The organism is Citrobacter sp. Cb028 (assembly GCF_030336705.1).
Taxonomy (GTDB): domain Bacteria; phylum Pseudomonadota; class Gammaproteobacteria; order Enterobacterales; family Enterobacteriaceae; genus Citrobacter; species Citrobacter braakii.
The window spans coordinates 309,795-329,722 of the sequence record NZ_JAOWCZ010000034.1; the positions used below are offsets into that span (position 1 = coordinate 309,795).

The 19,928-nt window shown below is 50.1% G+C and carries 16 protein-coding genes; 6 read left to right on the forward strand and 10 right to left on the reverse strand.

Annotation, left to right across the window (positions count from 1 at the left end):
- Window positions 1-3: 3 nt before the first annotated feature.
- The 4 genes from OGV75_RS11025 to torS form a co-directional block, all read right to left on the reverse strand.
- Window positions 4-1,641, reverse strand: coding sequence for a DUF6056 family protein (locus tag OGV75_RS11025; RefSeq protein ID WP_046275557.1), 1,638 nt, complete (start codon window positions 1,639-1,641; stop codon window positions 4-6).
- Window positions 1,642-2,562, reverse strand: a complete 921-nt coding sequence (locus tag OGV75_RS11030) for a glycosyltransferase family 2 protein (protein ID WP_046275558.1) — start codon at window positions 2,560-2,562, stop codon at window positions 1,642-1,644.
- Window positions 2,559-2,921, reverse strand: coding sequence for a GtrA family protein (locus tag OGV75_RS11035; protein WP_046275559.1), 363 nt, complete (start codon window positions 2,919-2,921; stop codon window positions 2,559-2,561). Before OGV75_RS11035 ends, OGV75_RS11030 begins: the two co-directional genes overlap by 4 nt.
- Window positions 2,922-3,177: 256 nt before the next feature.
- Window positions 3,178-5,964, reverse strand: a complete 2,787-nt coding sequence (torS, locus tag OGV75_RS11040) for a TMAO reductase system sensor histidine kinase/response regulator TorS (RefSeq protein ID WP_095715164.1) — start codon at window positions 5,962-5,964, stop codon at window positions 3,178-3,180.
- 82 nt (window positions 5,965-6,046) lie between these two features.
- Between torS and torT the strand changes: the two genes are divergently transcribed.
- Entirely contained in the window at window positions 6,047-7,078 is a 1,032-nt protein-coding gene (torT, locus tag OGV75_RS11045; RefSeq protein WP_047358039.1) for a TMAO reductase system periplasmic protein TorT, read from the forward strand.
- Here torT and torR read toward each other — a convergent pair.
- Window positions 7,051-7,743, reverse strand: a complete 693-nt coding sequence (gene torR / locus OGV75_RS11050) for a two-component system response regulator TorR (protein ID WP_016152137.1) — start codon at window positions 7,741-7,743, stop codon at window positions 7,051-7,053. The two genes, torT and torR, sit on opposite strands and share 28 nt — an antisense overlap.
- Before the next feature lie 131 nt (window positions 7,744-7,874).
- Between torR and torC the strand changes: the two genes are divergently transcribed.
- From torC to torD, 3 genes are read left to right on the forward strand one after another with little or no spacing between them, the layout of a single operon-like run.
- A complete protein-coding gene (gene torC / locus OGV75_RS11055) occupies window positions 7,875-9,053 on the forward strand; it encodes a pentaheme c-type cytochrome TorC (protein ID WP_286480657.1) in 1,179 nt (392 codons plus the stop codon).
- Window positions 9,043-11,583 carry a trimethylamine-N-oxide reductase TorA gene (gene torA / locus OGV75_RS11060; protein ID WP_016152139.1) on the forward strand — a complete coding sequence of 847 codons (2,541 nt, stop codon included), beginning with the start codon at window positions 9,043-9,045 and terminating at the stop codon, window positions 11,581-11,583. Before torC ends, torA begins: the two co-directional genes overlap by 11 nt.
- The gene (torD, locus tag OGV75_RS11065; RefSeq protein ID WP_016152140.1) at window positions 11,580-12,194 is read left to right on the forward strand and encodes a molecular chaperone TorD; all 615 of its coding nucleotides are present in this window, start codon (window positions 11,580-11,582) and stop codon (window positions 12,192-12,194) included. Before torA ends, torD begins: the two co-directional genes overlap by 4 nt.
- A gap of 240 nt (window positions 12,195-12,434) precedes the next feature.
- Here the strand turns inward: torD and uspF are convergent, their stop codons facing one another.
- The gene (gene uspF, locus OGV75_RS11070) at window positions 12,435-12,863 is read right to left on the reverse strand and encodes a universal stress protein UspF (protein ID WP_016152141.1); all 429 of its coding nucleotides are present in this window, start codon (window positions 12,861-12,863) and stop codon (window positions 12,435-12,437) included.
- A gap of 528 nt (window positions 12,864-13,391) precedes the next feature.
- Between uspF and OGV75_RS11075 the strand changes: the two genes are divergently transcribed.
- Complete coding sequence (locus tag OGV75_RS11075) at window positions 13,392-14,486, forward strand: NapC/NirT family cytochrome c (RefSeq protein ID WP_286480658.1); 1,095 nt, start codon at window positions 13,392-13,394, stop codon at window positions 14,484-14,486.
- A gap of 20 nt (window positions 14,487-14,506) precedes the next feature.
- On the forward strand, window positions 14,507-16,951 hold the full coding sequence (locus OGV75_RS11080; RefSeq protein WP_016152143.1) for a trimethylamine-N-oxide reductase 2: 2,445 nt from the start codon (window positions 14,507-14,509) through the stop codon (window positions 16,949-16,951).
- Between the two features lie 488 nt (window positions 16,952-17,439).
- On the opposite strand, the gene OGV75_RS11085 is transcribed toward OGV75_RS11080, so the two are convergent.
- The 4 genes from OGV75_RS11085 to OGV75_RS11100 form a co-directional block, all read right to left on the reverse strand.
- Window positions 17,440-18,243, reverse strand: coding sequence for an MBL fold metallo-hydrolase (locus OGV75_RS11085; protein WP_016155919.1), 804 nt, complete (start codon window positions 18,241-18,243; stop codon window positions 17,440-17,442).
- An 80-nt stretch (window positions 18,244-18,323) separates the two neighbouring features.
- On the reverse strand, window positions 18,324-18,575 hold the full coding sequence (locus OGV75_RS11090) for a membrane lipoprotein lipid attachment site-containing protein (protein ID WP_286480659.1): 252 nt from the start codon (window positions 18,573-18,575) through the stop codon (window positions 18,324-18,326).
- Window positions 18,576-18,589: 14 nt separating this feature from the next.
- The gene (locus OGV75_RS11095) at window positions 18,590-19,096 is read right to left on the reverse strand and encodes a hypothetical protein (RefSeq protein WP_286480660.1); all 507 of its coding nucleotides are present in this window, start codon (window positions 19,094-19,096) and stop codon (window positions 18,590-18,592) included.
- A gap of 369 nt (window positions 19,097-19,465) precedes the next feature.
- Window positions 19,466-19,792 carry a PcoE/SilE family metal-binding protein gene (locus tag OGV75_RS11100; RefSeq protein WP_016152147.1) on the reverse strand — a complete coding sequence of 109 codons (327 nt, stop codon included), beginning with the start codon at window positions 19,790-19,792 and terminating at the stop codon, window positions 19,466-19,468.
- Window positions 19,793-19,928 lie beyond the last annotated feature (136 nt).

Consider the following 19,928-nt stretch of genomic DNA (forward strand, 5'->3'; position numbering starts at 1 on the left):
CTATCAATTAACGTATATTTTTAGATCTGTTTTTCTTGTCGTTCCGCTAAACACACCAACCTGGATATAATCTAGGTTGGTGGTGTCCATTTTTATTCCTGTTACAAAATCCTTATCAATCATCATTGACTTTGGGTAGCAATCGTAATTCTTGAATCCGGATTTGTTATTATAATATGCATGGATGAATAGTTTTTCCTTCCCATTGTCTGGCAGCGACATGTTACGGTTTGTAATGAAGACTAGATACCCTTTTTCTGATATAAAAATCTTCTTCAGGATTGCTTGTTTAGGGATCAGCTCCTTATCAACATCTATCTCTTTGCTGTTTAAGATTGATGAGTAGTCAAAGTTAGAGTAACCACCCTCAATTGAGTTAACACCAAAGAAAGCACCATATGACCATTTGTTATGGTATAAGTCGAACTTATAACTGTCGCTACTTAAAGTACCGAAGAAAAAGTTAGGTATCTTAAAGTCGCGTTTGCCCTCATTCTTTAAACGCTCAATCAATGACATTCTGACTTTATCCTGATCGAAGGCGTTAGAATATTCTTTGTGCATCAGGTAATACGCCGGAATGAAGAGTGGCAATGTTGATAATATAATTAAAATAATTCCATAAATAATTATGTTTTTATTATTGCTGTTCGTTGTCTGGCCTAATATCAAAGACAGCGAAATCATAAAAAGTATAAGCGTTCCATTCCCAGATCTAGGTGGATATGAAGGAGCAGCAAACATTATTAACATGGATATAATTGCAGAAACCACAAAAATCAGACTTAAAGCAGAATTTGTATTTATGCCGCCTTTATCGTGATTATGCTTCAATGTGTACAGGGTTGAAATAACAGCCACAGCCAAAAACAAAGCCCAGAAATGTTCTGCCATCGCTGGGATTCTGTAAGTTACATGCTCGAAAAGCCTTTCAACAAGCGGTTTGCTATACCATGCCTCAAAGAACTTTGCTCTTTCCATATTTCCAGGGGAAAGTAATAGTAACAAGCAACCAAAAATATTCAGCAGTAAGTAAAGAATTGTTTTTTTATAATCTACATCCTTTTTTATAAACTGATAAGCTAAATATGTTGCTATCAAGATGACAACTACGATGGATGTATTTTCATTTGAACAGCCGGCCAAGAATGCAAAAAAAGAGGTTGCTAAAACATTTATTTTTCGTTTAACACATAAAAAGAAGCAAACTATGAACATGTTTGTCCATAAGTAATTAGCAGACCCAACAATCCAAAATGTTGTCTGGCCTAAGTTACTGTTGGAAATATAGTACAGGGAAGTTATTAACAGAACAGAAAGCGCATCCTTTGTGTCAATATCTTTGTCTTGTTTTCCAAAAATAACAATCGCGCCAATTAAAAAAACTAGTGCCAAGGAGTTAAATGCCGCTCGTAACCAATGTGGCATAAGTAGAAGGGCGGGGCTAATATAGTCTGAAATAACTCTGCCACTCCATTTTATATAATGTTGATAATGACTTTCAAAAGATAACCCCTTTAGTGCATAAAGATAATCATCTGAATGCATCGGCGTTTTCAGAGCCACTAAAAACGTTAATGCAAAACATATTGCAAGTGACGCAATAAACACTTGTGATGTTCTCTGCTTAATAGAATGCACTTATTGCCCCTTCTTTTTTAATATGTACTTAGGTCTTTTTTTGGTTTCAACATAAATTCTGCCAATATATTCACCGAGAACGCCAATCCCAATTAACTGAATACCACCCAAGAACAGAATTGATACTAATAGAGACGGATATCCACGAACTGCATTTCCAAATGCCATGGTGTCGATAATCATCCACGCACCGTACAGGAATGCGGCACCGGCAACGAACAGGCCAATGTAAGTCCACATGCGCAGAGGGAACGTAGAGAAGCTTGTGATTCCCTCAAGCGCAAGGTTCCATAATTTCCAGCCGTTAAACTTCGTGCTGCCAGCAACTCGCTCAGCGCGGGCGTACTCAACAACGTCTACATTCCCGCCAACCCAACTTAAAATTCCTTTCATGAACAGGTTTCGCTCTGGCATCTGTTTAATATTCTCGACGACTTCGCGAGACATCAGGCGAAAATCACCAACGTTCTCTTCAATCTTGGGAGAGCTAATCTTATTGTGAAGTTTATAGAACCACTCGGCAGATTTACGCTTTAACCTGCTGTCGGTAGAGCGGTCAGAGCGTTTAGCCAGAACCATATCTGCCCCGGCCTGCCATTTCTCTATCAGGTGGGGAATGACCTCAATTGGATCCTGCAAGTCGACGTCAATTGGAATTACTGCGTCACCAGTTGCGTGGTCAAGTCCGGCGAAAAGTGCTGGCTCTTTACCGAAATTTCGGGTAAATGAGAGTGGCTTCACTAATGGGTCCGATACGGCAAGGGCAGTGATAATACCTTCTGTGCCGTCTTTGCTGCCGTCATTGATGAAAACTATCTCGACTTCGTATTGCTTTAATTCCTCAAACTCTCGCACTGTTTTGTAGAAAATCGGTATCGCGTCTTCTTCGTTGAAGACGGGAACAACCAGAGAAATTTTCATTTCACATCCCTAAAGACAATGAACTTTGAATAAATAAAACCGCACACCAGGCTGATGGCGGAGAACACAATTAATGTGATGATAGGAGCCATACCTGATTTGTCTGCCGCCCAACCAACTGACGCACTCAATGACCCCATGAACCCGACGTAAAGCATGTAGCGCATAGTCGTTGTAGAAGACTTGAAGGTGAATCTTGCATTTGCAAAGAAGCTGAATGATACGGCGACAACGAACCCGGCAAAGTTGGCAAGGGCCTGCCCTGTATGAAATGCGTAGATGCATACGGCGAACACAACCCAGTGAATGAGTGTGTTGATAACACCTATTGATGTGTACCTGGCGAATAGCTTTAACATTATAAAAATCAGTGAATTCTTAGAGGCAGAAAGTCTACCATCTGAAGATGTATCGATCGACCTATGATGCCAGAAGGTGAGACAAAAACGGGACACAAAAAGCTTTGCATTGGTTTGCAAGGCTTTGCATGTTTTTCGAAAATGGGACGCGTGAGCGCAGTGTTGGCTGGGTATATTATTGACTTAGAAGGTAGTTCTAGGAACTTCTAAGCCGTAGGTCGTAGGTTCGAATCCTACAGGGCGTACCATTTCAACGTCACTTCTGATGTTCAGCTTCTGCTAATCGCGACAAATTTTCTTTTGCCAACCACATTTCCACTTCTGTAAGACTTAGTTGTACTTCCTCTCTGAGTGAAAAATCAGCTAGCGGCTGCTGTTCAAGCGCTGCGCACATCCTGCTGGCAGAACGCATCCCCATGCTGGCGCAGCTGCTTTTTAGCTGATGTGCCAGACGTTTTATCTTCTCGTACTCATATGCTGCGCGCGCTGCGTCAATCTCATCTAATACAGGAAGGGTGTGTTGCTTAAAGAGCGCTAACCATTCGTGCACCTTTTGCCATCCCATTAGCTGGATATCCCCGGCTAATTGCTGGGTATCTAACCGTTGGTCGTCATTTTCTAATGCAACCGGGAGAGGGGCGTTACCGTGCAGATAATGGGTAATGAGCCGACTGAGTTCATCCTGGGGAACCGGTTTTTGAATAACGCCGAGAAACAGGGTGCTGGTTCTTTGGCTTAGTGTTTCGTCGATGACGTGTGCGCTAAAGCCTATTAGCTTTAACGTCGGAAACTCGCGGGTTAACTGTTGCGCCAGCGTGATGCCGTCGATATCCGGAAGATCAAAATCAACCAGCGCGGCATTATACTGGGCGTCTTGCTGCAGTATGGTGAGCGCCGCAGCCGCACTGTCGGCAGCGGTGACCTGGGCGCCATTGAGGGTGAGCATTTCTGTACTGATGCGCTGCGTGAGGGGGTTATCCTCGATTAGCAGTAAGCGTAAACCCTGTAACGATATGGCACGTGGAACGGATTTAGCTACCGGCATCGCGCCAGCCCGTAATGGCAGACGAAGACGAAAGCAGCTTCCGACTCCCGGCGTACTGGTGACGCTCAGTTCTCCCTGCATCGCCTGCGCAAGGCTGGCACTGATAGTGAGTCCAAGCCCGGTCCCCCCACGTTTACCGCTAACCTGAACAAACGGCTGAAAAATATCGCGCTGATGGACAGGGTCAATCCCGCATCCCGTGTCCTCGACCTCAATATACCAGTCCTGATCTTTACATCGGCTACGCAGGGTGATGTGTCCGCGATCGGTAAAGCGAAGCGCGTTGTTTAATAGGTTAGTTATGATTTGCCGAATGCGGCGCGGATCGCCGCGTAGGGAGTCGGGGACATCGTCGGCAAAATCCGTAACCAGCACGACCGGGCGACCCACAACGCGACCGTGCATGAGCTGAAGCGTACTTTCCAGCAAGGGTCTGGGCTCAAAAGGTTCATCGCCGATCGCCACATTTTTTCCGCCCGCTTCGATGGCGGAATAGTCCAGGATATCGTTGAGGATGGTCAGCAGAGACTCGCCAGAGTCGGTGATTGCGCGCAGATTCTCCTGATGCTGCGCCAGAGCGGGATTGTCTGAGAGCAACTGCGCAGTGCCGAGGATCCCATACAGCGGGGTGCGTATCTCATGGCTCATGGCGGCCAGAAACGCCGATTTTGCCTGGTTGGCTTTTTCGGCTTCTGCCCGCGCCTGCCGGTGTTCCGACACCATAGAACGCAGCTCGGCGGTGCGAGCTTTTACCTGAGCGGCCAGATGTTCGCGATGGCTATTAAGGGCGTGAACGCTACCGCGAAAGGCGTCCATTAACCGACCGATGGTATCCAGTTCGCGAACGCCCGCTGTTTCCGGAAATGGGGAGTCAATATCACCTTCAAGCAGACGCTGTAACGCCTGGGTTTGCTGCGCCAACGGGCGCGTGACCGAGCGGTAAACTACGCGCCAAAGAATGAGAATTAACAAGCACAATGACACCGCACCTAACAGCAGCAGCAGCGTTTGCCCGCGCTGGCTGGCCTGTTTGAGATGCGCCAGCCCGGTCTGATTGCGTTGGCCAATGATTTCTACCAACTGACTCACTTCGCTACTGAAACGGGTAAATTGCTCGATATTGTTCTGCGATAAGATCTGTAAGCGGGTGGTGATGTCATTATCCTGACGATACAGGGCCAGCAGATCGACATAACGGCTTATCGAATTTACAGCGCCGGCAACCTGGGTGCGTACCACCGGATCTTCAATGCGTATTTGTCGGCGGTGAAGCACTCTGACGGCGGCATTAAGCTGGGTTTCCAGCGCTGCAAGGTTATTCTGCGCCTGGTTATTCCCCAGATTCATCACCATTTGCTGCACGCGTAGCGCGCTCAGGCGCAGTTCATTCATCTGGTTATAATATTCCAGATCGATATCGATAAGCCTGTCGAGAGCGTGTTCTGCCGCCTGCCCCTGATGGCTCTCAATCAAATCATAAATGCTTGCCTGCGTAGCGCCCGCCGAGGTGGCGGCATTACTGGCCTGACCGCGCGCCATTTCGGCAACGTCGGCGGTAGCCTCAACAATATGTTGGCTGAGCTGTTGCTGCCGATCGCGCAGTTTCAGACGTTCGCCAACCAACTCCCCCTGATGGCTTAACGACTGGGCGATCTCTTTTTCCTGTTGTTCAATGGCCGACGTGTCAAAGCCCTGCTCGCGCAGGGTTTTCAGTAAAGCGGTTATTTTCAGGCTTTGGGCGGTTAACATACGCCCCTGAGCCAGCCACATATTTTCATTATCTGCGGTGGTCAGATTCTGCGCGGAAAACAGTTCCCAGGCGCTGGCTTCGCTGAGCTGGCGCGCCATGTCCATGGTCGGGATCAGCGCCTGGGTATTGGCCTGCTCAACCTGGCTGACAAAACGCAGGTTATACCAGCCTACCAGCGTACTAATGAGGGTCAGTGCCGCCATCAGCCCGAAGCCTATCCACAGTCGTTTGGTCAGAGATAAATTCACTGTCGGGTCGCCACAGATTAAAAAGGTTGAGTCCAAAAGAGGAAAACAACTAGGATAAAGCCTTATCAATGTTGAGGCTATCATGCGCGTATTGGTTTTCCTGCTTATCACACTTTTTCCCGGCTTAGGTCACGCGACCGGGTCCGCACTGCTGCGCTGGCCGGATACCCAGCAGGCAGTGCCGGAGCCGCTAACGGACGTTACTGCAAACAAAGTCTGGAAACTGTGCGCGCTGTATCCCAGCCTGAAGGATTCCTACTGGCTTTCCGTGAATTACGGCATGCTGGAGGCGGCGAAAAAATACGGCGTAAGCCTGAAGGTGCTCGAGGCGGGAGGGTATCGCCAGTTCGACACGCAAAAATCACAAATCGCTCAATGCCAGCAATGGGGCGCGGATGCCATTTTGTTGGGCAGCAGCACGACGACTTTTCCGGATTTGCAGGCACAGGTTGGCACGCTGCCGGTTATTGAGGTGGTGAATGCTATCCATGACGCAACGGTAAAAGCCCGGGTTGGGGTTCCGTGGTTCCAGATGGGTTATCAGCCAGGCCGCTATTTGGTTAAGTGGAGCGCGGGCAAACCGCTAAAGGTCTTATTATTGCCAGGACCTGATGACGCCGGGGGCAGTCGTGAGATGGTGGCCGGATTTCGTCAGGCGATTGCCGGCAGTCAGGTGCGCATCGTGGATGTGGCGTTGGGCGATAATGATATTGAAATACAGCGTAACCTGTTGCAGGAGATGCTTGAGCGTCACCCGGATGCCGACGTGGTGGCCGGTACGGCAATTGCTGCTGAAGCGGCAATGGGGGAGAAGCGCAATCAGGGCGCGCCGTTAACTGTCGTCTCTTTTTATCTGTCGCATCAGGTGTATCGCGGGCTTAAACGCGAAAGAATCATTATGGCTGCCAGCGATCAAATGGTCTGGCAAGGTGAACTGGCGATTCAGCAGGCTATCAGAGTATTACAAGGACAACCGGTGCCGGAAAATATCAGTCCCCCGATCCTGGTGCTCACCCCGAAAAATGCCGACAGCCAGCATGTAAAGTGCTCGTTGTCACCCGGCGGATTCCGTCCTGTTTATCTGTATCAGTACACGTCGGCCGCTAAAAAATAGCCTTCCCCGTGCTGTGTCACCAGTAAATCAGCCCGCAGCTTGTGGCGTAAACGGCGGATCAGTACGTCCACGGTGCGTAAGTCCGGATTGTCTACCCGTCGTGCCGAAAGCATGCGCAGTAAACGTTCGCGACTGAGAATTTCCCCCGGATTGGTGACAAACGCGACCAGCATTTCATACTCGGCGCGGGTGAGTTTGATTGCCTCGTCGCCCAGTTCCAGAGTATGACGGGAGACATTCAGACAATACCCGGCAAACTGATAGCAGTTGTCTTTAGCCTCCGGTCGCGCCTCGCGGGCAAGGTCGATACGCCAGAGTAAATTTTTCACTCTCACCACCAGTTCACGTAGCTCCAGCGGCTTGGTGACATAATCATCAGCCCCCATTTCCAGGCCAACGATACGGTCAATTTGGTCACTACGACCCGTGACCAGGATGATCCCCACCGTTGAGCGTTCACGCAGGGCGCGGGTCAGCATTAAGCCATTTTCATCCGGGAGATTGATATCTAACAGAATAAGATCGACAGAGTGTTGTGACATGATTTCACGCAGGCCGGCTCCGCTGGCTGTGACCGAGACGTGATAACCTTCCTGTTCAAAATAAGCCTGTAATCGTGCCTGGGTAACGGGTTCATCCTCAACAATGACAATGTGATGCGACATCCTGGTTGTTGTCTCTTTCTGTTCATATCTGTTCACATTGTGCCGTAAGCCATTCATCCTGACCAGTGTTGCCGTTCACATTTGCGAAATAAGATCCTCTGTAACTAAACCATATATTTACAGGGGCTATTATGCGGAAACTATGGAGGGCGCTGCTCAGACCGAGCGCACGTTGGTCAGTGTTGGCGCTGGTCGTCATCGGGATGGTGGTCGGTATCGCGCTGATCGTCTTACCGCACGTTGGCATTAAATTAACCAGTTCAACCGAATTTTGCGTGAGCTGCCACAGCATGCAGCCGGTTTATGAAGAATATAAACAGTCTGCGCATTTTCAGAATGCCTCCGGGGTGCGCGCAGAGTGTCATGATTGCCACATTCCATCCGATATCCCTGGCATGGTGAAACGTAAGCTGGAGGCCAGCAACGATATTTACCAGACCTTTGTTGCCCACTCTATTGATACTCCTGAGAAATTCGAAGCCAAACGTGCCGAGCTGGCGGAGCGCGAATGGGCGCGAATGAAGGAGAACAACTCCGCGACCTGTCGTTCCTGTCATAACTATGATGCGATGGATCACGCGAAACAGCACCCTGAAGCTGCGCGTCAGATGAAGATTGCGGCCAAGGACAATCAATCCTGTATTGACTGTCATAAAGGTATTGCGCATCAGCTTCCCGATATGAGCAGCGGTTTCCGCAAGCAGTTTGACCAGTTACGCGCCAACGCAAACGACGATGGCGATACGCTCTATTCCCTGGACATCAAACCTATTTATGCCGCCAAAGGGGATAAAGAACCTGCGGGCTCACTGCTGCCTGCTTCTGAAGTAAAAGTGTTAAAGCGTGACGGCGACTGGCTGCAAATTGAAATTGTGGGCTGGACAGAGAGTAACGGGCGTCAGCGCGTGCTGGCCCAATTGCCGGGTAAACGCATTTTTGTGGCCTCCATTCGTGGCGACATCCAGCAGCACGTGAAAACCCTGGAGCAAACGACCGTCGCGGAAACGAATACGCAGTGGAGCAAGCTGCAGGCCACCGCCTGGATGCAGAAGGGCGATATGGTTAACGACATTCAGCCAATCTGGGCTTATGCCGACTCGCTCTATAACGGAACCTGTAACCAGTGCCACGGCGCACCTGAGAAAGAACACTTTGACGCCAACGGCTGGATTGGCACGTTGAACGGCATGATTGGATTTACCAGTCTGGATAAACGTGAAGAACGTACCTTACTGAAATATCTGCAGATGAATGCCTCTGACACCACGGACAAGCCGCATGGCGATAAGGGAGAAAGCAATGAAAAATAACGATCTCTTTCAGGCATCTCGCCGTCGTTTTCTACTGCAGTTGGGCGGCTTGACCGTCGCTGGTATGTTAGGACCTTCGCTGCTCACACCGCGCAGCGCCAACGCCGCAGAGGTGCAGGGAACTGGCGTCAAAGAGGGGATCCTGACCGGATCTCACTGGGGGGCAATCCGCGCCACCGTGGTTGATGGGCGTTTTATTGAAGCCAAACCGTTTGAGCGTGATAAGTACCCGTCAAAAATGATCGCCGGACTGCCGGACCACGTGCATGGCGGGGCGCGTATTCGCTATCCAATGGTCCGTGTCGACTGGTTGCGTAAACGCCATCAGAGCGATACCACGCAGCGTGGAGATAACCGCTTTGTGCGCGTTTCGTGGGATGAAGCGCTTGACTTCTTCTATCAGGAGCTGGAGCGAATTCAGAAGACCTATGGCCCGAGCGCGCTGCTGACGGCCAGCGGTTGGCAATCAACCGGCATGTTCCATAACGCCTCGGGGATGCTGGCGCGCGCCATTGCGCTGCACGGCAACAGCGTAAGTACCGGGGGCGACTATTCCACTGGTGCAGCCCAGGTGATTCTGCCGCGCGTGGTCGGGTCAATGGAGGTATATGAACAGCAGACCTCCTGGCCGCTGGTGCTGAAAAACAGCAAAACGATTGTGCTGTGGGGTTCCGACCTGATTAAAAACCAGCAGGCGAACTGGTGGTGCCCGGATCATGATGTTTATGAATACTACGAACAACTGAAAGAAAAAGTGGCGCGCGGCGAGATCTCGGTTATCAGCGTTGATCCGGTCATCACCTCGACGCACGACTACCTGGGCCGCGACAAGGTTAAACACGTCGCCGTGAATCCGCAGGCCGATGTGCCACTACAGCTGGCTCTGGCGCACACGCTTTATACCGAGAAGCTCTACGATAAGCATTTTCTCGATAACTACTGCGTTGGGTTTGAGCAGTTTCTGCCTTATCTGCTGGGGGAAAGTGACGGACAGCCTAAAGATGCCCAGTGGGCGGAAAAAATATGCGGGATTGATGCCGATACGATTCGTGAACTGGCGCGGCAAATGGCGGGCGGAAGAACGCAGATTATTGCCGGCTGGTGCGTCCAGCGTATGCAGCACGGGGAACAGTGGGCGTGGATGATCGTGGTGCTGGCCTCAATGCTTGGACAAATCGGCTTACCCGGCGGTGGCTTCGGCTTTGGCTGGCACTACAACGGCGCGGGCACGCCAAGCCGCAAAGGGATTATCCTGAGCGGTTTTTCTGGCTCCACCACCGTACCTCCTGTGCATGACAGCACTGATTATAAGGGGTACAGCAGCACCATCCCGATCGCGCGTTTTATCGATGCGATTCTTGAGCCGGGTAAACAAATTAACTGGAACGGCAAAACCGTCAAGTTGCCGCCGTTGAAGATGTGCGTTTTTGCCGGGACCAACCCTTTCCATCGTCACCAGCAGATCAATCGTATTATTGAGGGCTGGCGTAAGCTGGAAACCGTTATCGCCATCGATAATCAGTGGACCTCGACCTGTCGATTCGCTGACATCGTATTGCCCGCGACGACCCAGTTTGAGCGTAACGATCTTGACCAGTATGGCAACCACTCCAACCGCGGCATTATCGCCATGAAACAGTTGGTGCAGCCGCAATTTGAAGCACGTAATGATTTCGATATTTTCCGCGATCTCTGCCGCCGCTTTAATCGTGAAGAAGCCTTTACCGAAGGGCTGGATGAGATGGGTTGGCTGAAACGGATCTGGCAGGAAGGAAGCCAGCAGGGGAAAGGGCGCGGCGTTCATCTCCCCGCTTTTGACGTTTTCTGGAATCAGCAAGAGTACGTTGAGTTCGAACATCCGCAGATGTTTGTACGTCATCAGGCATTCCGCGAAGACCCCGATCTTGAGCCGCTGGGCACGCCGAGCGGTTTGATCGAAATTTTCTCGAAAACCATTGCCGGTATGCAGTATGACGACTGCCAGGGGCATCCGATGTGGTTTGAGAAAATCGAACGCTCACATGGTGGACCCGGGTCGCAGCGTTGGCCACTGCATCTGCAATCTGTTCATCCTGATTTCCGTCTGCACTCGCAGCTTTGTGAATCTGAAGCGCTGCGTAAGCATTATGCGGTAAGTGGTAAAGAGCCGGTGTTTATCAACCCGCAGGATGCCAGCGTCAGGGGGATTCGCAACGGTGATATTGTCCGTGTCTTTAACGCACGTGGACAAGTACTGGCCGGGGCGGTTGTCTCCGATCTCTACTCGCCAGGCGTGGCGCGTATTCATGAAGGTGCCTGGTACGACCCTGATAACGGCGGAGAAACTGGGGCGCTGTGTAAATACGGCAATCCGAACGTATTAACAATCGATATCGGCACGTCTCAACTGGCGCAGGCGACCAGCGCTCATACTACGCTGGTGGAAATTGAGAAATATACCGGCAAGGTGGATAACGTGACGGCGTTCAGCGGCCCGATAAAAATGGTGGCGCAGTGCGAATATGTTCCGGCGGAGAAGGTATCGTCATGATAAAACACTCTTCCCTTACAACAGAACAGATGGCCTGCGTTTACGCCTGGCTGGCGCAGTTGTTTTCCCGGGAACGTGACGATGACAGCCTGGCACTTTTGCAGTCCAGCGAAATGGCTGAGTGGTTCGCGGTGCTAAAAGGTGAACCGTCGCTTGAAGCGGAAGTCCTTCAGCTGGAGGAGAAAATTGCTGCGCTTCAGGTGCGTGAGGACGCAACCCTCGAACTGGCGGCTGATTTTTGTAGCCTGTTTCTGATGTCGGAAAAACACGCGGCGTTACCCTATGCGTCGGCCCATCTTGAAGGAGGGCCGAATTACGGGGTCATTAAACGATTGTTAGCCGATGCTGGCATGCAGGTAAGCGAAACGTTTAGCGAGTCAGCCGATCATCTGGCAATTTTTATCGAACTGCTGAGTCATCTGCATTTTTCTCTGGGAGAGTCCGGGCTTAGCCGCCAGCGTATTGATGCGCTGCGCAGAGAAACGCTGGCGGGGCTGTTACGCTGGTTACCGGAATTCACCGCCAAATGCCGCCGCTATGATGACTTTGGTTTCTACGGTGCGCTGAGTCAGCTATTGCTAGCACTGGTCAGACTGGATATTCAGAACTGAGTGATGGCCTAAGCCACAGAACACCGGGAATACATTCGCTCTAATGCTTGCCATTTTAACGAAAATGAATGGCCGTAATGAGTAACTGAGAGTGGGACATCCGGAGGCAATGAATCTGTTGCCTCCGGTATATTGCTACATTTACCACTGAGGTGAACGGAACCCTGAGCAAGAATCACATGTGCTCAAGAATGCTTAACTTATAAACGTTAGTGCAAATTCGCCCCCATTTTGACCCTATCACCGCACAACCAGCACGGGACATTTTGCATGGCGTACTACGGCAGCCGCCGTTGAACCCAGCAGATAAGTGCTAAAACCAGGCTTATGTGAGGCAATGACGATAAGCTCAGCGTCAACCGCTTCCGCCAGTTTGAGGATCTGATCCTTCGGCGGGCCGTAAACGACGTGAGTCTGACTCCTGCCTGCAGGAATATTGAACTGCTTAATAATCTCTTCGAGTTTTTCGCTGGCCTTGGCCTGCAGACCGCTTCTGTCCGGGAATTCTGTTGAGTAAGCCAGCCCCAGCGAGGCATAGAACGGAACGGTAGGAATAACGGCTAAAAAGTGGACCTTAGCGGTTTTGGCATGCGCCAGGACCTGTGGAACAACATGGCGGGTTAAATCGGTTTCAGAGATATCAATGGGCACCAGAATTGAGCGATACATATTCACTACCTCCTGTTTGTTTACCTCTACCCAGAGTGTAGCGAAAATCGAATCTGTATAATAAGTGACCAGATCAAGGTTGCATGCATAAATGCGCGTCAATGATAGGTGTGTGTCACAAGTCTTGTCGTGAATGTATATCTGAGCACAACCACAAGAGGGGTATCTTCATTAATACGTGTTATCTCGTAATAGAAAAGGGTTCGTTTTTATGTTTTTTCATTATATATTTTATTATATAGCGACTATTGCCAAGGGCATAATTTTAATGCCATTCAGCACTCATCAAACTTTTATTCTGACGTTTCTATAATTAATGGTTAATTAAACCTTTGCTTTGGTTTAATTATCTGATTTTAAAATGATATTTTATATTTAATTTCGTTCGTATTAATTATGCGAGCGCCTTCAAACTTACCCACATGCTGATTCTCATTTCCCTCTGCGTTTGATGAATATCAATAAGTAGCCGCGTTAGGGTAATTATTGTCTACCTATTAAAGGGTATTCATCTTGTGGGAATAAAAGATGAGAAAAATAAATAAAACCATCCTCGGGACGATGCTGCTGTGCATTGTTCTTGGTGCTGTTATCGTTTTGGCAGGGCAATGGACGTTGCACAAAACCTCAAGCACGGAATTCTGTTTGTCGTGTCATACGATGCAGGCACCGTATGAGGAATATACCGGTTCGGTTCACTTTCAGAATCAGAAAGGTATTCGTGCAGAGTGTGCTGATTGTCATATCCCCCAGGGCGGCCTGGATTATCTGGTGGCTAAACTGCGGGCCTCAAAAGATGTTTATCATCAGTTCATAACCAAAAAAATCGATACCCCAGAAAAATTTGAAGAACACCGTCTGGAGATGGCGCAAACCGTTTGGGCACAGCTAAAAGCGAGCGATTCTGCGACCTGCCGTAGCTGTCACAGCATGGACGCGATGGATCTTGCCGCACAAAGCGCAGAGGCCCAGAAAATGCACAAAATGGGCATCGAGGAAAAGCAAACCTGTATTGATTGCCACAAAGGCGTCGCCCATTTCCCACCTGAAATAAAAATGGATGACAGCGCGCTCAAAGGGCTTGAAGCGCAGTCAGCCTCTACCCCTGCTTCGGCAACAGAGCTTTATGCCGTAAGCAACACCGCGCTGGGCGATTTGGGAACCGTTTACCCGGCAACAAAAATGCAGGTTCTGAAAACAACGGACAATACGCGACAGGTCGAGATTCGCGGTAGCCAGATGCAGGGAAATGAACAGGTCATTTACTACGCGGCAGGACAGCGTTTGATTCTTGCCAGCCTGAGTGAAAAAGGTCAGCAATCGCTGAAGATCCTCTCCGACTGGAAAAAAGATGATTACGGCAATGTGTGGCGAGATGTCGTGCTGCAGGGTGAATGGAGCGGTTCCGCTCTCGCCAGCCGTGAACCGATGTGGGATTACGCGCGCAAACTCGACAATGTGTACTGCGCGGGCTGCCATGCGCCAATTCCGGCGAATCATTTCATGCTCAACGCCTGGCCTTCAGTAGCAAAAGGGATGGGCGCTCGCACCAATATCAGTGAAAACGAACTGGATATCCTGAGCCGTTACTTCCAGTACAACGCTAAAGACATGAACAAATAAGCGATAAATCAGGAGAAATCATGAAACTCACAAGACGTGACTTTATTAAGACGGCCGGCGCGGCAACCGGGACAATGGCGATTTCTTCGGTGATCCCAATGCCGGCCTGGGCCGAAGGCCAAAATGGCGGAGCGATTCTGACTGCAGCGCGTTGGGGCGCGGTATACGTGGAAGTAAAAGATGGCAAAGTGGTTTCCTCAAAAGGCGCGTTGCCTAAAACGGTGCCGAACTCGTTACAGCAAACCGCGCCGGATCAGGTCCATACCAATATCCGCGTAAAATATCCGATGGTGCGCAAAAGCTATCTGGAAAACCCGGGTAATGCGGATGGTAAACGTGGAAGCGATCCTTTCGTGCGGGTTAGCTGGGAGCAGGCACTGAAACTGATACATGAGCAGCATAGCCGGATCCGTAGCAGCTATGGCCCGGCGTCGATATTTGCTGGTTCTTATGGCTGGCGCTCTAGCGGCGTTCTGCATAAAGCGCAAACCTTACTGCAACGCTATATGAGCATGGCCGGTGGTTACGCAGGTCATACCGGAGATTATTCTACCGGTGCCGCGCAGGTGATCATGCCTTACGTTGTGGGATCGGTTGAAGTCTATGAGCAGCAAACCACCTGGCCGATGGTGCTTGAGCACAGTCAGGTCGTGGTGCTGTGGGGGATGAACCCGCTCAATACCCTCAAGATTGCCTGGAGCAGCACGGATGAACAGGGGATTGAATACTTTAATCTGCTGAAGAAATCAGGGAAAAGCGTCATCGCCATCGATCCGATGCGTTCCGAAACCATTGAGTTCTTTGGTGATAATGCGACCTGGATTGCGCCACATATGGGGACCGATGTGGCGATGATGTTAGGGATCGCCCATACGCTGGTGAAGAAAAATCTCCATGACAAAGCCTTCCTGGAAAAATACACCACCGGATATCCGCAATTTGAAGAGTATTTGCTCGGCAAGAGCGACAAAATAGAGAAAACCGCCGAGTGGGCTTCCGGCGTGTGCGGCGTGCCTGCTGAGCAACTGGAGAAGCTGGCGGAAATTTTCTCCAGCAATAAAACCATGCTCATGGCGGGTTGGGGGATTCAGCGCCAGCAATACGGTGAGCAAAAACACTGGATGCTGGTAACTCTGGCGGCGATGCTGGGGCAAATTGGTACCGAAGGCGGTGGTTTCGGATTCTCTTATCACTATTCCAACGGCGGTAACCCAACGCGTACCGGGGGAGTATTACCAGCCATCTCCGCCCAAATTGAGGGTGGGTCATCTGCGGGTAACGACTGGGCGGTTTCCGATGCGGTGATCAGCCTGCCGGTAGCGCGAATTGTCGAAGCGCTGGAAAATCCAGGCGGCAAATATCAACATAACGGTAAAGAGCAAACCTTCCCGGATATCAAAATGATCTGGTGGGCGGGCGGCGCTAACTTTACCCATCATCAGGATACTAACCGTTTAATCAAAGCCTGGCAGAAGCCTGAACTGGTTGTCATCTCTGAGTGCTACTGGACCGCAGCGGCCAAACATGCCGATATAGTCCTGCCGATCACCACGTCGTTTGAGCGCAACGATCTGACCATGACCGGTGATTACAGTAACCAACATCTGGTGCCGATGAAGCAGGTCATTGAGCCGCAGTTTGAAGCACGCAGTGATTTTGACGTATTTGCCGATCTGGCGGAGATGCTCAAGCCTGGCGGTAAGGCGGTCTACACCGAGGGCAAAGATGAAATGGCGTGGCTGAAGCAGTTCTATGATGCCGCGCAAAAAGCCGCCCGCGCCCAGCGTATCGCCATGCCTCAGTTCAACGCGTTTTGGCAGCAAAACAAACTGATCGAAATGCGTGAGAATGAAAAGAATAACAAATATGTACGCTACGCGGATTTCCGCAGCGATCCGGTGATGAATGCGCTTGGAACGCCGAGCGGTAAGATAGAAATCTACTCAAAAACGATTGAAGGCTATCAATACAAAGATTGTCCGCCGCATGCGTCATGGATTGAACCCGATGAATGGAAAGGAACTGCGGATAAAGATCAACTGCAGCTACTGACGGCGCACCCGGCACATCGTCTGCATAGTCAGTTGAACTACGCTTCGCTGCGCAAAGAGTACGCGATTGCCAATCGTGAGCCGGTAACGATTCACCCGGATGATGCGAAAGCCAGAGGTATTGCCGAGGGCGATCTGGTACGCGTATGGAACGCGCGTGGACAGGTGCTGGTGGGGGCACACATCAGTGACGGTATCAAACCGGGAATTATCTGTATCCATGAAGGCGCATGGCCAGATATTGAGAACGGTATCTGCAAAAATGGCGGCGCGAACGTGCTGACGGCGGATATCCCAACCTCAAGGCTGGCGAATGGCTGCGCGGGGAATACCAGCCTAGTATACGCAGAGAAATTCACCGGCGAAGCGCCAAAACTCACCGTCTTTGATGAGCCAGCAATCGTCACTCTGTAATGATGGTTGAAAAGCGGGGGCCGTAAGGCTCGAATGCTGGCAATTAACGAGGATGAGTGGCCGTAGCGATAACGGAGAGTGGCACATACGGAGGTAATGAATCTATTGCCTCCGGTATATTGCTACGTTCACCTTATGTTTGTCACTTCTCTGAAACGATCCTCCCTGTGAACGTGTTAAGGGTACTATCGCCGTACCCTTAACAATCCCGGCTCCCGGCGGGAAAATTGCCGCTCCGCGGTCCCCTCCGTTTATTCCTCCAGGCTACCGGGCCGGGCGCGAGGTAGCGTCCCTGCAAAACGCGCCCTGAACCCGCATCCCTGCGGGTTCTCCCTGCTTTACGGAAACTCGTCGGCAATTTTCAGCCGGACCAGCCCACACCTGCCCACCTGCGTTTTTTATCTGAACAGCAAAACAGATTTAACTGATCGGCAGTAGGCCGTAAGGCTCCCGCTTTTTATTGCTTTTTCGGCAATGTCTTACCGCCGTTACTCTGCCAGCACAATCACATCTCCCGTTGCCGGGGCGTCAGTTCCCGGTAGCCACAATCGACCCCACGAACCGGTGCAATGACAGCCGAGTAGTTTTTCTGGTTGTTGTTGCTTAATAAATTGTCGGGTTCGCCATAGCTTAGCGGGGGAGGCAGTGCGTAAATGGAACCCACCGACGAGGGCGTAAATTTGGTTAACGCCGGTGATGTTTTGGCAATGGCGTACGATATTCTCTATTCCCCGATGCCCGCATCCGGTAATGATGACTAACCCGCGATCAGATTTATAGATCAATACGCCTTCGTCGCTGATGTAATCCGGTTGAGGTGTTTTCTCGCTAATAACGCCATAGGCCTGTGGAGTGGCGACACTAATTTCCCCGGACCACAAAAATCGATCGCTGATCGCCAACGGTTCACGGGTGTATTCCATGATTAGTCGAGAGTAGTCGTTATCACGCGAGAGTTTTTTTATTTTTCTTGGCGTTCCCGCCAGGGTTATTGAGGCATACCGTTCGCAGGCTATTTGGGGATGGCAAATGATACGACTGTTATCCGCCAGCCACGGCACGCCGCCACAGTGATCGTAATGGCCGTGCGAAAGAACCACGGCGGTCAATTGCGTCAGGTCTACGCCCATTTGCGCGGCGTTAAGTATGAAGCTGTCGTCCGGGCCGGTATCAAATAGTATGGTGGTGGTTTCATCCTGAACTAACAGACTTAATCCAGGCTTTGCCCGTAATGATTTATCTGCGCTCGCAGCGCGCCTGTTTTCAAGCAATACCGTGAGGGTTAATGCCATGCCTGACTCCAGTATTAAAACGGCATACTGTAATACATGACCGTTGAGAGCGCTGTGATCGCAGCGCTCTTTGTGCTGACTTAGCGGTGATAGTAATGGCCGTCATCATCGGAGTGATGGTGACTATGCCGCCACGCATGCTGGTTCTCCCTTTGCTCGCGCTCCTGGCGTTCATGCTCTTTATCACGGTTGGCTTCACGGTTTTTGTGATTAGCGATCGCCGTGGCAACTGCTGCGGCCCCAATACCAGCAGCGGCTACAGAAAGGTAAGGATGTTCGGCACAGCCCGACAGACTAGCCATAATAACCAACGTGGAAATCAGTTTTTTCATTGTGGCGGTATCCGTTACTCGCGCACAATTTTGCCAGCATTCCCGGCATCGCTGTCATTCCAGCTACCGCGACCATTCGTTTTAATGGTGTAAGTGGCATAGCCGACACGGAAGGTCATCGTATCCTGATAGGTATTTACGTCACGCACTTCATTACCATTGACGTACACGCTGGAACCCTCGACGTGAATATCAACGCTGCGTTGACCATTGGCAAATTTGGCTACGTAATTTCCGCTGAATTTGCCGTAAATATCGGCATTATCGTGGTTATCCCGGTCAGCGGTATTTTGCTGCTCTTCACCATGACGATGATGACGGCTCTGCTGGCTGTCGCCGTTCTCAATAAAACCATGATCGCGGTTCCACTGATAGGATTTATTGATATCGCAGCCATTGAGTTCATTCATTTGCGTACAACCTGAATGTTCATACTTTTTCTGCATTGCTGGGGTAATTGCGCATGCTGTTGTGGCCGTTGTCAGGCCGAGGACAAAGAGGGTCAGCAGACGTTTTTTCATTTTTTTGCTCACTATCATCATTAAGTTTATTTATAGGAATACGAACTGTTCGAATGTCATGTTTACGACGACGGCAGTCTCCCATTAAATATTAATGACGCATACCAGGGGGAATCCTAATTTATATTAATGGCGAGGGTGTGGGGGCTGTAATATGCAACATTACAAGCAGGTGAATTACGTAGTTTATACAAGTGAGATAAAACGCTTAATTATATTTACTTTTTAATGAAGTGTTTAAAGAAATATTAATATTGACATTAACGGCAGGAACGCAGGCTTGTAGATGTACAGGCCTGCATGGCGCGTTTTGTCCGCAATATTCATACATAGCGTATTGATGGACATTTTATTCAACACAGGACAACGTTACCCTTGCGCGGGGATCTGTGCACGGTGCTGCCTGGCCTGAACCTCATGAGCATATGAATGACCGTTATTCACTGACTGGTGAACGACCATCGCTTTTTCATGTTTATTCATTTGTGAAAAGGGGCGTGCCTGGGATGGCGTTGACGTTGAATTATTCGTCTGCGCGACGTGTTCTTGCGCCATTTGTTGATGTGCAGGGGCACTGCTGTTATTCATCATTTCATGGGCTGCTGCGGCCTGCTGATGCATTTTGGGGGTGTCTGCCGCATTAACGCCAGCTGAAATAAAAAACGCGATAGCGAAAAAAGAAGATATCTTATTCATCATATTTCTCCTGTTTGGGTTTACGGAAGAAATTATAATTGGTGAGGGCTGTCAGCGGCGTGACAGGACTATGACGGTTATGTCAGAGAATCGGTGATGATATATATACCGGTCATACTTCAAGCTGCATATGCGC

What these genes read in the sequence shown, in the direction of transcription:
- OGV75_RS11030 (WP_046275558.1), bottom strand. Translation starts at nt 2,562, where the DNA reads ATGAAAATTTCTCTGGTTGTTCCCGTCTTCAACGAAGAAGACGCGATA.
- OGV75_RS11035 (WP_046275559.1), bottom strand. Translation starts at nt 2,921, where the DNA reads ATGTTAAAGCTATTCGCCAGGTACACATCAATAGGTGTTATCAACACA.
- torT (WP_047358039.1), top strand. Translation starts at nt 6,047, where the DNA reads ATGCGCGTATTGGTTTTCCTGCTTATCACACTTTTTCCCGGCTTAGGT.
- torR (WP_016152137.1), bottom strand. Translation starts at nt 7,743, where the DNA reads ATGTCGCATCACATTGTCATTGTTGAGGATGAACCCGTTACCCAGGCA.
- torC (WP_286480657.1), top strand. Translation starts at nt 7,875, where the DNA reads ATGCGGAAACTATGGAGGGCGCTGCTCAGACCGAGCGCACGTTGGTCA.
- torA (WP_016152139.1), top strand. Translation starts at nt 9,043, where the DNA reads ATGAAAAATAACGATCTCTTTCAGGCATCTCGCCGTCGTTTTCTACTG.
- torD (WP_016152140.1), top strand. Translation starts at nt 11,580, where the DNA reads ATGATAAAACACTCTTCCCTTACAACAGAACAGATGGCCTGCGTTTAC.
- uspF (WP_016152141.1), bottom strand. Translation starts at nt 12,863, where the DNA reads ATGTATCGCTCAATTCTGGTGCCCATTGATATCTCTGAAACCGATTTA.
- OGV75_RS11075 (WP_286480658.1), top strand. Translation starts at nt 13,392, where the DNA reads ATGAGAAAAATAAATAAAACCATCCTCGGGACGATGCTGCTGTGCATT.
- OGV75_RS11080 (WP_016152143.1), top strand. Translation starts at nt 14,507, where the DNA reads ATGAAACTCACAAGACGTGACTTTATTAAGACGGCCGGCGCGGCAACC.
- OGV75_RS11085 (WP_016155919.1), bottom strand. Translation starts at nt 18,243, where the DNA reads ATGGCATTAACCCTCACGGTATTGCTTGAAAACAGGCGCGCTGCGAGC.
- OGV75_RS11090 (WP_286480659.1), bottom strand. Translation starts at nt 18,575, where the DNA reads ATGAAAAAACTGATTTCCACGTTGGTTATTATGGCTAGTCTGTCGGGC.
- OGV75_RS11095 (WP_286480660.1), bottom strand. Translation starts at nt 19,096, where the DNA reads ATGAAAAAACGTCTGCTGACCCTCTTTGTCCTCGGCCTGACAACGGCC.
- OGV75_RS11100 (WP_016152147.1), bottom strand. Translation starts at nt 19,792, where the DNA reads ATGAATAAGATATCTTCTTTTTTCGCTATCGCGTTTTTTATTTCAGCT.